General features: G+C 38.3%; 5 protein-coding genes. All 5 read right to left on the minus strand.

The window, feature by feature from the left end; translation table 11 throughout:
* Window positions 1–787: 787 nt before the first annotated feature.
* Window positions 788–1,894: a 6-bladed beta-propeller gene (locus K8P02_RS17710; RefSeq protein WP_002558364.1), complete on the minus strand. Its 1,107-nt coding sequence runs from the start codon at window positions 1,892–1,894 to the stop codon at window positions 788–790.
* Window positions 1,895–2,581: 687 nt separating this feature from the next.
* A complete protein-coding gene (locus K8P02_RS17715; RefSeq protein ID WP_223381600.1) occupies window positions 2,582–4,408 on the minus strand; it encodes a DUF1566 domain-containing protein in 1,827 nt (608 codons plus the stop codon).
* A gap of 2 nt (window positions 4,409–4,410) precedes the next feature.
* A complete protein-coding gene (locus K8P02_RS17720; protein WP_122201426.1) occupies window positions 4,411–7,314 on the minus strand; it encodes an alpha-galactosidase in 2,904 nt (967 codons plus the stop codon).
* Window positions 7,315–7,494: 180 nt separating this feature from the next.
* Window positions 7,495–11,556, minus strand: coding sequence for a hybrid sensor histidine kinase/response regulator transcription factor (locus K8P02_RS17725; protein WP_044094795.1), 4,062 nt, complete (start codon window positions 11,554–11,556; stop codon window positions 7,495–7,497).
* Between the two features lie 811 nt (window positions 11,557–12,367).
* Window positions 12,368–14,665 (minus strand): glycoside hydrolase family 76 protein, encoded by a 2,298-nt coding sequence (locus tag K8P02_RS17730; protein ID WP_122201514.1) that lies wholly within the window; start codon window positions 14,663–14,665, stop codon window positions 12,368–12,370.
* Between the last annotated feature and the right edge of the window lie 160 nt (window positions 14,666–14,825).

The raw sequence follows: 14,825 nt of genomic DNA on the forward strand, positions 1-14,825 counted from the left end.
ATTACTTACTAAATAATATCGCTAACAAACCATTGTATGCTATTTACAGTTCGGTAGCTCAGCAATAACGATATGATAGGGATTACATTTAGCAGAATCCTGAAATTGTAGTTATTTCAGAAATACAAATAGGGTGAAAGGAGAGGTAAAGGAGAGTCTTATAGATTGAAAATATGCTACATACGCGTCCTTAACCAGCATGCTAATAATCAATGTATTACAAAATCTATTTTTTCTCTACGAAGATCGAGTCGTTTCTCTACGGAGATCGGGTCGTTTCTCGTAGAGCATCGAGGCGATCTTCGTAGAGAAACGAAATGAAAGTTTGCATATTTAACAACAGGCATAAAGGGTGAAGAAAACAGCCTCGCTTTGTTGTAACGAAAAAGGAAACCGGATGGAGATATAAACACCCTTAAAATAATCTTTCAATAAATATAGTTTAGATCATCAGTAATGGATAATTGAATAAAGCCTAAAGCAGGCTCTACTTTTTGAATGTATATCGAATGATAATCGGATTACTATCCTGATTTACAGAATTATATCTTTTCTCGTTGTCTTCATCTAATAAATCCGGATTTATAAATCGATCTAAAGCCTCCGAAGAAACAATAGAATATGCAAACGACTCATCTAATATTTTGGGAGCTACAATATCAACTTCTTTAAATCGGTTACAAACGACAGGATATTGATAAAAAAGTTTATATATCTTATTTTTTAAGCAAAACTGGGTAACATAATATCGCGAATTTTCACAATAAGTGATAAAAATAGAATAGAATTACTTAAACACCCATTTGTTGACAATCATAACCCGCTCATTAAACTCCAGATTCTTGTATTGCTTCGGACAATCATCAAATTGATATTCATCTGTTAATATGGTTACTAATGTATTAGGTAGATTAGAAGACTTCATCGTTCCTAAAGAAAAATAACCGGGAAAATCCACTAAAGGTTTCTTAAAGATTGTCATCTTTTTTGCCTCTTTAGAATATAGAGAAAATACTCCGGAAGTGTAACCGGGCAAAACCCACAACGAGAAAATATAATTGTCAGTATTAAGTATTATAGAACAGTTTGAATACTCTTCTTTGAGACCAATCGTACTATCAATACCTTTAAAATCACCCAGCATTTTCGCATTTGCTCTCAACTGTATCACTTTTTTTAATGAATGATCTTTCGTATTAAAAGAGTAATAGTTTCCGGTAGGAGGTTCGTAGATACCAATTAGTCCGCCTCCAAGCACAGATAAGGTGTTCCAACTACTATGAATATAAGGATAAACATCTTCATTTGCATACACTACCTCTGACTTTTCACCTTTTTTATTCATAATCCAAATTCCACGGTTATTTTTTGCAGGCGCTAACCGATGACATAAAAACTCCCCATTCGGCAAATATACAATATCCTCATATACAAAGCTAAACGGAAATGAAATCACATTTATAAAATTTCCCTCCTGAGTATAACTAAATATCCTCCGAGTATCAAGATCACTTACAAACACAGTATCTCCATTCAAGAAACAAGAACTACACGAAGAAAATTCTCCCGGCCCATTTCCAAGTTTTCCTATCATATTTAGAAAATTTCCTTGACTATTAAAACGGAATATTATTTCTTGTTTACTATCATGAACATAGATATTTGTATCGGCAAACAAGACATCTGCAGTAACACCAAAAAACAAAGGTTTTGGCAACTCTAATCTAACCGAAATTAAAGTGTCAATAAATGACGATACCGGCACTTCTTCAACTGGATTAAATAAATCCACCTCAACAACAGGAAAAATATCTTTCTCATTATTTCTATCCTTACAGGATACAGTTACCAGCACACCCAGTATTACTATAACAACCTTGATCAAAATTCTCATATTTTATTTATTTTTTAATGATTAAGAGAATACACCCTCTTAATCACAATATAGAGCAAAATAATTCGCACAACCAATATTTAATAAGTCTACTCTCTCCCAAAAGAGTTGATGCTACAAAGAAACATAAAGTATATTCAAAAGATGTATACAACAGTGCCAAAACTGTCTGATTCTGTAAGAAAGCATAAACTACAACAGTTTTATCCGAATTAATTCAAACAATTAACACCTTCTATTAAATTATCCAATATTTTTCTCACAATAAAATGATAATTCCAACCTCTTAATCTGATTTTATAGTTGTCTAATTGAAAAAAACACTGTTGAAATGTATATATTAGCAACAACAAAGCATATTAGAATTAAACAATTGAAACATACTATATTGCATGATTATTATTTGATTTCTGATTATAAAACACCCGGATGATTTTAGTGATAACATCCGGATGTTCAGCAAAAGAACATCCCCATGTTGTGCTCCAAAACATGGGGATGTTTTTAATTCTCATCTTTGTAGATAATAGATGAAGAAAGCAAACGATCTATAGAGATAAAGTACGTTATGATTAAGTATAAGAAAGTATATGTTTAGAAGAAAACAATCAATGCCTCCATATCAATCATCCTCTACGTAAATAAAACAACATAGGTTATCATTTATATAAATAATCATTCTCAACATCAACGAACAATAATCTTCGCAGACTGTTTCTTTACTCCATCCTGATTTATATTCAGAAGATATACTCCCGGAGTGGAAGGTGCCGACAACAGCAACGGGCTATTCGAATAAAAGTCTGAACGAGATATACTTAAACCATCAATAGAGAGTATCTCAATCTGATATAAACCTGTTTCAGCCGTATGAAAATGAATTTCCATCGCCTCTCCTTTCACCGGAGATGACGGATGAACCACAAACTGATTTCCATTTACAGACGGATTAACAACTCCGGTTGTTGTAGCGACTGCATACGCTCCGACAGGAATATCTATCATATCTCTATAATTATTACCATCCATATCTCTAAAGACATATCGTCCGGGAATATTTGATTTTGTCCCCGCTTTAGCACACGGTGAACTGGCAAGCAGATGAAAATCACCATTCAGAGGATTTACAAAATTAGGACCGGATATATTCTCATTCTTTTCGTGCAATACAATGACTGGCTGATCTACTGTGGTAGTCGCTTGTCGGACAGCACAATTATAGGCGGGTATATCCACAAAATCCAAAGGGGAATTATCTACGTCATAGTTATTCCAAAACAAAGAATTTTTGATAGCTGACAAAGCAGCACCTAAAGCCATTTCTACTGCATACTCTCCTTTTTTCATCGCAACATTATTCACAATTGTAGAATTATAAATGTAAGCTCTTTCGCTCATATATATAGCCGATGCTTCGGGAGCTTGATTATCATATACAAGGCAAGAGATAACATATGACCCCTCGTTCAGATACAAACCTCCTCCCATTCCTTTGATAGTATTCGCATCCACTCTCCTTACTCCACGCAGCTTATTGTACTGCAAAGAGTGTATCTTATTAATAGAGTTACTTGCAAAATTCACATACCACAACTCTCCCAGCCCAGTAGTCGACGCTGCTGTTGACGACCAGTACCGATTGCCTTCAATGGGAGTTTTATTATTTTTTTTCAGAGTTTCATTAACCAGGACTCCGGTTTCAGACAGAGTTCCGGATAAAGTGTCCGGTGACAGGAGAGTGCTCCATTCGCCGATAGAAGGTATGTACCAATCAGAGATTGTTCCGGCTGAAGTAACCGGTTTATACTCCGAAAGAGCTTTTGCAGCCCGGGATTGCACCAGTGCCTCCGTATTCTTTTTACCGTCCCAATCTTGCAAAGCATTCTCCAGTTTATAGTAGCTTTTCAACCCAACAACAGAAGACTGGAAATTTTTCCCGTATTCTTCAACTGCCAAAATATGAGCTTTACCTTCACTTGCATAAAAAACAACTCCACCCAATGACTCTATATAATCACCTATATTAGCATTACCACCTATATTATGGCGTATAATACAAGCCTCCAACACAGTATTGTTGAAAAGACAAGCCCCTGCTCCGGACAGGGCATATCCATTCTGAATAACAAATCCCGATATAACAGTACGGGATGAGAAGTCTTTCTCCTGAGTAAGTACTCTCTGCTTATTCCCTCCATCCAAAATAGTCAGATTCTGTCCGCTTCCGGGGAACTGACGGTCTATAAAGGATCTTTCCGTTCCATCAAAACCTCCCCCCATACAAACGCCGTCTTTCAGAGTAAATCCGCCATAATAAGTACCTGCGGCAACACAAATTGTATCACCGGCAGATGCATTATTTATCATATCCTGCAAATTGTTTGAAGCATGAGCCCAAGAGATACCAGACCCCTGACCGGAACTTACCGGCTTCACATAATAACTCTTTGCCGACAAAAAAGATACAGCAATAAGAGAGAATAAAATTACTAACAGGTTTCGTTTCTTTATCATGATCATTGAAGAGTTAGTTTTAGATAGTTAGTAGACAAATTTTTCCCTCCATTCGAGGAAACAGCCGTTAAAGACATCTTAAAATATTTGGTGCCGGAGGTATGAAATGTATAATCTCCCATATTCAGTGTTTCCATTTTCTCAGCACCCGTTGTTGCCTGAGAGAATGGTTTTCCGATATCCGTATAATTTATATTATCCTCAGATACTGCCCATCCACACTCCCCACGGCTACTTTTAGACAATTTATAATTTAATGATATGTTATAAGTCCCCGCTGAAGGAATCTCTAATTTATAGACAACATAGTCTCCTACCGCATTCATACCGGCAAATGAACTGTACCCCCCTTCCGAATCGGGATTACCATTAAAAACAGAAGACATTTTTATCTTATCATCAGAAAGAATAAGATTGTCGTGCAGGTTTTCCAGATCATAGCGCAAACCACCACTAAAGCCAGGATAACCATCCACCTCTTCTTCACCCTCGGGAACAGAAGTGCAACGTAATTCTCCCTGCCCATTTTCGTCTAACAGGATCCGATAGTGATTTACTTTATTTTCTGTCTGATAATATAAAATAGCCAAAGCCTCTTCGTTCGCCTTTCCTTTAAGAGTAACAGTCAGTACATCATCCATATAGTTTTCCTGGTAGTCATCTACATTCTCGTCCATATAAAGCACCTGCACCGGCTGACCGGCTTTCATTTCCTGTATCCAGAATGCTTTTCCACGAGAACTGTTCTGGTACATATTGATAGCAAATGCCCCTTTCTTTAAATCAGCTCCCGTAAAAACGCCCTCAAAATGATAGGTAAACTGCCGGGTATCATCAAGTGTTATATCTTCAATCAGATAGTACTTCCGATCATCCAACCAACGAATCGGAAGAGGCATCTTACCAATATGTCCTACTTCGCCACAATTACTACTGATTAGTAGAGCCTTATCTTTCTGTTCAGTAGTATACATCCAGGATAGGGGCCCCGAACCAAAATCCCAGTTTGCCACTTCATTGCTATCCCAACCCTTCCCCAGATAAACCGGGCGAATAATTTGTGTAGACATATCAGCAATACGTTTACTTCTACGCCATTTATTGAACTTAGCCATCAGCTCTATCCCTTTCTGACTCCACTGATCGGGACAAACACCGAATTTGATATCACGGGCTACCATAAATTTATAATAATCCTCCATCAGGGCACTATGTGTACCTCCAAAGTAAACAGAATTGAGAGGGTAATGCCCAAAACAATAACTTACCATCCCAATAACACCTCCTCCGGCATCTCCTACAGAAGTCATAAATCCGTTATAGGGAATATGAAGCAGTTCCACCGCCCTGTCTCCCTGAGTAGGATGGATGTCCAGTTCACTGGTTACTTTTACGATGTATTGCGGATACTTATCAGCCAGCTCATTCATCAGGTTCTTTGTTCTGACTACCTTCCTGTAGACATTGTCACTGGGATAACTATGCGAAGTTTCATCAAGCACTTGCCACATCTCTGTAAGATCAACCATCTGATGAGACATATGATGATCCTCCAACAATGTTCTTACTTTCTCTCTTTTTGCTGAAATAAAAGCCGGATCAGACAAGTCAAACCCCATGTTATGATTGCCTCCACTCATACTGTACCACAGACCAAACATAAGCCCGTTGTCATGGATAAAATCGGTTAATCCTTTAAAATCGGTCGTTACCATAGGAGAGGGAACTATTTCATCCCGGTGTGTGCCACTATTATCAAGACCGGTATTCGTACTGTTAGGGTTATTCCATCCATCATCCCACATCACCATATCCATTCCTGCCTCCTTTGCTTTAGGTATGACAACTTCACGGTAAAAACGGTCAGTACGCTTTCCGGTAGTAAACCAGTCCCAGTCATTTGTATTAAATAAAGTTTGCGTATCGTGATATTTATAGCGTTTACGCAAATGCTCTTCTACTGCCATTTTACCGTCTACCATATCTCCGGTAAATAAAGTGAGGTTAACCGCTATATATTCAAATTTCTCTTGTGGAAAGAGTACCAACTGGAACGATTCCGGATGGGTAATCACCTGTACATAATCGGAAGCGGATGAAGACCAGGCTGTTGCACCGGCAAAAGAGCGGTGCATATATTCATAAGCGGATGAAGGAACTTCCGGGCCATACTGAGTCCGCCAATTCACTTCCGGTGCCAGATACCATCCTGTCCCATCTTCGTATCTGTTTAAAAGAACTTTAGCCACTCTTTTTCCTTTATTATACAAAGGAGCTTCTTCCACACCTCCAGTAGTACTTTCCCACTTCGTATTGCAGGAAAAATGCAAATGATGAGGATTGTTAGGAAGATTTAAACGCAAAACGGTTGATTCTTCAATAACAAAACGATAATTACCGGTGAGGTTCTTTAAATAGTTCTGTATACGTAGCCCTGACTTGCCATCATAGATTTCGGCACATATAGTTACTTCCAAATCTTCGTTTTGAACAACAACAGAAAGTCGTTTTCCCAAAGACTCTTTCCCGGAAAAAGTTGTCATCAGAATGTCTTCTACAGAAGAACCGGCCAGGCTCCATCCTTTCATTCCGGCAGAATATTCAAACGGATAGGATACAAGTTCTCCTTCTTCTGTTTTTTTATGAGCCACCGCCCTTCCTTTATAATGGAATAAAGAGGAACTTCCGTGTCCGGTCAGGCATTCCGACTGAGAAGTTTTATTATACAAATGAGTAAAAAGTAATTGCCCTGAAGAATTCAGTTCTATTTGAGCTGACAAGGTTTCATTTTCAATAAGCCACACCGAAGTTCCTTCCCGGGTTGAAGGAGTAATGCTGGCTTTGTCTTCGGCAGCAATAGAAATAAAGGGCCACAATAATAACAAAGGTAAAAGAATTTTCTTCATAAATCAGCGGATTTGTTTTCATACTATTAAGAATCAGCTACACCAAAGTGCTTGACTCTACAAAAATATGTGCCGAAATACAAATCAAACTTCTTTTTTGTGACAAAAATGTCTCCAATAATGTCTTTACACTATTGAAGTCACTTTTGTCACGAAAAAGGACACTTATAGATGCGATTTTTATGATAAAGTCTCATCCTTATGATTATGAGCCTCGCGGAACTCTCTCGGAGTGGTATTGAATCTCTTATCAAACTCTTTATAAAAATGAGAACGATTATTGAATCCCGACTTATAGATAATCTCCTGAATCGTGAGCTTTGTAGTTTTCAGTAACTTAGCCGCATGATGAACCCTGTAATCTTTGATAAAGTCTTTTGGAGGTAGCTGATCAAGCTCTTTAAACTTGCGATACAAATTACGAATACTGAGCTGCAGATAACTCGCCATATCTTCCGGAGAAAGTTCGGCATTATCCATATTCTCATTAATAAAGGCAATCACATTCTGCATGAAGTCCTTATCTTCTTTCTGCATAAGTTGCCCGTTTGTAAACTCATACGCACTGGCAGAAGAATTATAGTACTCTTTTAATTTATTGCGATTATCAAGCAAACGGTCTACCACCGCACACAGATAAGTCGCATTAAACGGTTTCGGTATATAGGCATCCGCTCCCGCTTCGATACCCTCTATTTTTTCTTCATTCGTATTCTTTGCCGAAAGAATGATCAATGGAATGTACATCGTATGCTTATTCTGTTTGATCTGACGGGTGAGTTCAAAGCCGTCCGTTCCCGGCATCATGATATCAGTAATAACAAGATCGGGCATCTCGGCTTTCAGGATAGCCATTCCCTTCTCGCCGTCATCAGCTGTTACTATCCGATATTTGTCAGAAAGAATCTCCTGAACTAATCCCAATATCTCTTTATTGTCATCAATAACCAATATCTTCGCTTTCATGTCATTTGGAAGTTGCTCTAACGAAACAAGCGGTACAGGTATCGTTTCATTCTCAGTTGTTTCAGACATTTCTGCCTTATCCGGCTGATGGGAAGAAACAGAGGAAATCTGTTTTCCATCTGTCAACGGAGTTAACTCCAGTTCGGGCAGACTCACAATGAACTCTGCATATTTATCAACCTCACTTTCAATATGAATTTCCCCCTTTAATAACTCAACCATACTGTGGCAAATAGCCATTCCCAAACCGTTACGGGAAGAAAGCCCTTTCACTGCATTCTCTTCTATATTATCCAATATGCTATACCGATTGAAGATCAGCTCCCTGTTTTCTTCGCGAATACCTTTTCCGGTATTGTACACCCGCAACAAGAGGTGACTATTTTCAGTCAATACTCTGATACGAATAATACCTCCCTCCGGGGTATATTTAAAAGCATTGGAAATCAAGTTATTCAGTATCTTAGACAAACATCTGAAATCCGTATTCCAGTAAATGGATTTATCGACCTCCATCTCAAACGTGACTTTGTTTTGTTCCGCCAATTCGGAGAAGGAAACTGAAAGATCATTCAGCACTTCGTTGATATTCACCTGCTGGATATTACATGTTTTATGTCCTGTCTCCATCCTTCGAAATTCGATAACTTCCTGTATCAGCGCATTCAAACGTTCTGTATTCGATTTGATAAGCCGGACATACTTCCGGGTAAATGAATCTGTATTCGGATGTGTCAGAATTCGTTCACAGGGTCCGTAAATCAAAGTCAATGGTGTACAGAACTCATGGGTGATGTTAGTAAAGAATCGTAATTTTTCTTCATATACCTCTTCTTTATGGCGCTCCTCAAGCTTCTCGGCAATGATTTTTCTTTTTCGCTCATTTCGTTGCCCTATCCAGCGGAAAACATAGAAACCAATACCAATAATCAATAAAAAATAACCGATCTTGGCATAAATACTAAAATACCAGGGAGGAAGAATAACAATGGTAATACTTTCATATTGATCTTTAGAACCATCGGTACCACTATTATAGCGTACTTTCAACACATATTTCCCAGGAGGAATACTTGTGAAATGTGCCTCGTTTGTCTGTTCGGTATTCATCCAGACATTACTGAAGTTTTCCAACAGGTATGAGTAACTGCTATTTGCCCCATTGATAAAGTCCATAGCAACAAAAGATATAGAGAAGAAATTTTGATTGTGTTTCAATTCCAGATATCGATTCTCGCCCTCTCCTTTCATCAAATCGTTGATATTATAGTCTTCATTGAAAATACGTAAACGGGTAAAATAGATCTCGGGCACCATTTTATTTTCTGTTATGGAATCCTCTTGAAGCCATACCACTCCATTGATCCCACCAAAAAAGATAGAACCGGTGAACGGACTCTGATAATAGGCATTATCACTAAACTCAAAAACATCCAAACCTGTTTTGTAGTTATATTGACGAAAGACTTCGCTATCGGGATTGAACTGAATAATACCGGTATTGCTACTGAGCCACAAATTGCCACGGCTATCTTCTTTCATCCCATGTATCGTATTATTAGGCAAACCTTTATTTTCACTGTAACTGGTAAAAGATACACTATCTTTCTGATAACTGTCCAAACGGGTCAAACCATAGCTGGAGCCGAACCACAAACGTTGTTTACTATCCTTCAGAATACAAAGAATATCATCAATAGGCGGAATACCCACTTTGTTAAACCGGATATTCTGATAACTACCTGTATACATATTGAAACGAAACGCTCCGGAACCACGTGTACCGAGCCAAAGAATAGAATCATTCTCGGCATACATCGAATAAATCTGTATATCAAAACGCTTACCTCTTACCTCTGAGAGAAAAGCCTTGCTATCCTTGACAATAGGTTTATTGCCCTTCCACTCCACCGACAGTTTTAACAATCCTTTGTCTGCTCCTACCCATAAAACAGAATCACTGGCTTCATAAATGGTATGTACATACCGGGCATCGGAAATACGATGTATCTTCTGATCATCATAAGAATAATAACTGATTCCAGGTCCATCGGAACAAATCCAAAGAATATTTTTCCGGCTCAGTGAAAAAGCGAAAACAGAATTATTAGCCAGTCCATCCTGCATCGTATACTGAATGACATTGGAAGAAGAATATTCTTTTGCCATGCGATAGTTCTTGATGCAGATTACTCCATTATCTTTTGTTCCAAGCCAGAGGTTTTCGTCTTTATCTGTCTGAATAGCACGAACCGGGCGTTTTTTCTTGATAGGAAGCTGATTCAAAGTTATGTTACAGAAAGTATAAGCATCTTTTGTATAAGCAAACACACCTTGCCCATCAGTACCAATCCAGATTATATTCTGTAATTCGTCTTTCCACAACGAAAAAACGCCACAATTTATATCAATCTTTTCACTTCTATAACCTTCCTTTGCAATAAGCCGGAACAAACCGTTGGTCTTAAAACCAATCAGAATATCATCATCATCAAAAATGATGGTAGAGATTATGCCGTTCTGGTTGACAAGTTCAGAGATATTCGCGATATACTCTGCCTTCCCCCTATTCACTGTATATAAATCACGCTTGAGATCAACAAAAGCGAAACGCCCCCCATTATAACAGAAGTTTATTATCTCTGCCGAATGAGTGAGACCGGGATGTCTCACAATCCGCGGCGTCTTTTCATTTTTGAAATCGACAGTAAACTTCCTGACTTTGCCTTGTAATGTAATCCAGATAGTATCATTGTCATCAATGGTAAAATTGTGAGCATATAAGTTCGTTATGTCCTCGCCAACAGAGATATCTATGAACCTTTTATTCACCTCATCATAAAACGAGATGAATCCCTGTTTACCTAATACAAAAAGATGATCTTTGCTGTCCTTTGCTATAAAATAACTATCACGAAACTCATCATAAGATTCTTCTATGCTGTTTTTCTTACGGGAGAGTTTATTCAGTCCCCACTTTGTATTTACCCATAAACACTGGTCTTTTGTTTCAATTATTTCTCTTATTACATTGCTCGAAAGACTCTTTTGGCTATTGACATGTGGTTTATAGACATAAATATCCCGGCCATCATACATATTCAACCCATCATAAGTACCCACCCACAGAAAACGCTCGCTATCTTGAAACAGACAGATAACAGAACTATTGGAAAGACCATCCCGATTGGTTATCTGTTTAAGATTATGAGAATAGGAAAAGAGTGCAACTAAAGAGAATATTCCTATCAAAAAACTCCTGATTCTTGTTTCCATATTATCCTACATAAGGTTAAATTCAATTCATAGTAAAACACAATTTTCTTCAAGCAGTAATCATCTAATATACATTAATACTTTATCACCTATACAAAAGGCTCTTTTACATTACAAAGAAAACAAAAAAGCAGGGATTGACAAAAAGAAAAGAGTATGAAATGATATCTTTAGAGAGCTATTACTCATAAGAATCAGTAGCTGATCAGATAAATAGTACTCTGTGAAACTTTGTGTTACTCTGTGGTGAGTTCATATCTGTACGGTTTTGAGCTTAATGGCGTTTGTCATTGCCATCAGTCTCTTTCTCCGGTATTGATAAAGCTCTATCCCGTAGAGTAACATAGGAAGCCTCGGTGGGTAACATTGTTTTAGATGTACATGTAAAGCAGTACGACATGTGCATGTGGGACAGCACGACATGTGCATCTCATGCTGCTTTACATGTACATCTAAAACAAGACTACTCACCGGGGAAAGGGACGTTCCTTTCTAAGAAAAACAAAGTACAACACCGAACAAGGGGATCGATACCGTCTATGGATACTTCCGCTACCGAAAAGATTGGGCCATAAGCTTCGTCACTGATCGGTTTTGAATGTATTTCACCACAGAGTAACACGGAGTTCCACAGAGTTTAAATCTTTATTGAAACGCAGATGATCGCAGATTTTCGCAAAGGGAAACAAATGTATGATATAGAACTACAGTCTTTTAATCTGCGTTCATTTGTGTTAATTCGCGTTTTATCAGATAAATAGTACTCTGTGGAACTCTGTGCTACTCTGTGGTGAGTTTTGCTCATTTCCGATCAAAAAAGTAATTTCGCTGAATAAAAATCATTATCTGTCTGTATGTGTATCACATGCAATCCCGACAAAGAAAGTTGCTTCTCATAAACTCCACTAAAATATTGATCTTTCCATACTGATCTTCCTACGGAATCATAGATACAAATACTCCCGCCACTCCCATTTTTCACTACAACTTTTAATCTTTTATCTTCTATGGTTACAGAATATGGCTTCAGATCGGAAAGTACATTTTCCAAGCCAACCGAAGTATCCGAAAGTAACTGGAATTTAGATAGCTCCAGATTATAATTATCCCGGCGTCCCAATTCTTCCAGGCGGAAGTATTTGTAGGATTTCATCCGGTTTGCGGCATACTTATCAAAAAGCTTTGCCAGCTTCCCGCTACGTTCCAGATTGCTTATCATTTCATAAAGCATAATACCACTAAGATGGATGGATGAGTCGGTGATAGTATTCTCCGGAAGTTCGGCCCAATTATGTCCGAAAGTTAAATTATCTCCTTTCAACATAGCAGCGTGATAACAAGACAGACCATTTTCAAGAAAGAAGCTGGTAAACTCTTCTTCTGTCTCTTCATCCAGTACATTGTCTGTAATCATCTGAGCCAGATAACGCATAAAGATACCTTTGAATAACCCACCGTCACCAGAGTTTTCTCCTTTCAAAACACCAAAAGCAGAGAAGCGTTTCCGATCATTTACTACATATTTAGCGGTAGTCAGTGCAGAATAATAGTACTTTTTATCCTGAGTAATGTTATACAATTCCAAACAGCCTCCTAACCAAGTACCTTGATTATAAGTCAGGAGCATTCCCTCGTTATAGTTACCATAACCATCCCAAACACCCCCATATTCGTTGACCAGCGATACTGACATCCAATCATAAATTTTTGTAGCGAAGTCCAGATATTCCTGTTTACCGGTTTCTCTGTAAAGACGAGCAGCCAGAATCATAGCAGGGCCATTGGAGCAGGCATTCTTAGAATTCGGGCTATTTTTCTCCCACATCACACCTCCACCATGCACATCGGTCCATCCCCCTTTTATGTAGTCATAAAGTTCGGTCGTTACATCCATCCACTTCTGTTCCTTCGTAGTCTGATAAGCTCTTAATGCAGCAATGGCCATCCATTCCATATCATCGTAGAAACTATTCCACCAGGCATCTTTTTTTGAAGTATTATTTCGAGGAACACCAATATAGAGTTGATTCATCTTCAACTGATAAGCTTGTAATTCACCACGTGAACCGCCAACTTCCACCCTACGTTGATAACCATCTACCAAGGCATCCAGAGCATGGGCCATCCACCAGTAATTAAACCCGGTATGAGGCGGAATACTATTCTTTTGCAAATAATATTGTTTGGTGTTATCCCAGTAACGGGTATTCAAAGCCTCATGAGACAATTTAGCAAGGTCATACCAGTCAAGTACTTTTCGATTAAGATCGGTCAATGAAAACTCCATTGAGGAATGTGGAACATTAAAGAAGTTCCGGTTAGTCTGCCTGTCTAAAACATCCCACTGCTCACCATCGTTAGAAGCTTTCAAGACCCAGCTACGCGGAGCATTTCCATTGGTTCCCGTACAGATACGATAACTCTTTAACTGGATAGCAGACGGTAATTCATACTGAATATACCCACCATTGACAGAACGAAAAACAACTCCCTGATTCATATCATCCGAAACCAGATTTTCCAGTTTTCCTTCTGACGGCGAATATGAAGAACTAATAGTAGCTTCGCTGAGATCTACCAGCTGATCATTACTAACCTGAAAACCCAAAAGCTGTAGTTCCGATAGTGCTAAAGACTCTCCGCCATTCACTTCAGTTATACTGATACGCCACCACTGGCGGGCAAGTTCTCTTCCAACAGAAAAGTATTTAGCGGTATAAGCATCTGCAAAAGTCTCAGCATTCACTCCTTGTACCGCCCTCCCCCAATTTTGTCCGTCCTCCGAACATTTTAAGTTCCAGGACTTCGGGTCATTTTCTCTCCCTGTATTAGCATTCACAAGATTAACTCCCGTAACAACCAAAGGAACCGGAGAATAAAAATCAATAGACCAGGCTCCGTCAAACTTATCAAGTGTATAAACCGTAGTCAGTGAATTATCAATCAGATGGCTTATCAGGTTCTGATCTCCATAATTGACCGTTATATTCAGATTCAAATCTGTCAGGTCATTATAGGCAACCACTTCCTGTGCCTGTAAGTTCAAGCAAGGAAACACACAGCAGGCAAGACCGCATACCGTTCGTGTAATAATCGATTTTATATACATATAGATGTTGTTATAAATAGATTTAAAAATAAAAATATCGTTCCACAACCAAAGAATGGTTTCTGCGGTTATAATCACAGAAAAGTCCTCACTTAATGGCTGTGGAACGGTACTTTACTTTTTAGAGTCTGAGAAAATAAGAGCTTGTTTAAATTTTCCT

This window comes from Bacteroides nordii, assembly GCF_019930665.1.
Taxonomy (GTDB): Bacteria; Bacteroidota; Bacteroidia; order Bacteroidales; family Bacteroidaceae; genus Bacteroides; species Bacteroides nordii.

Bases quoted from the DNA above. Each gene is read 5' to 3' on its own strand.
- K8P02_RS17720 (WP_122201426.1), bottom strand. From the start codon at position 7,314: ATGAAGAAAATTCTTTTACCTTTGTTATTATTGTGGCCCTTTATTTCT.
- K8P02_RS17725 (WP_044094795.1), bottom strand. From the start codon at position 11,556: ATGGAAACAAGAATCAGGAGTTTTTTGATAGGAATATTCTCTTTAGTT.
- K8P02_RS17715 (WP_223381600.1), bottom strand. From the start codon at position 4,408: ATGATAAAGAAACGAAACCTGTTAGTAATTTTATTCTCTCTTATTGCT.
- K8P02_RS17710 (WP_002558364.1), bottom strand. From the start codon at position 1,894: ATGAGAATTTTGATCAAGGTTGTTATAGTAATACTGGGTGTGCTGGTA.
- K8P02_RS17730 (WP_122201514.1), bottom strand. From the start codon at position 14,665: ATGTATATAAAATCGATTATTACACGAACGGTATGCGGTCTTGCCTGC.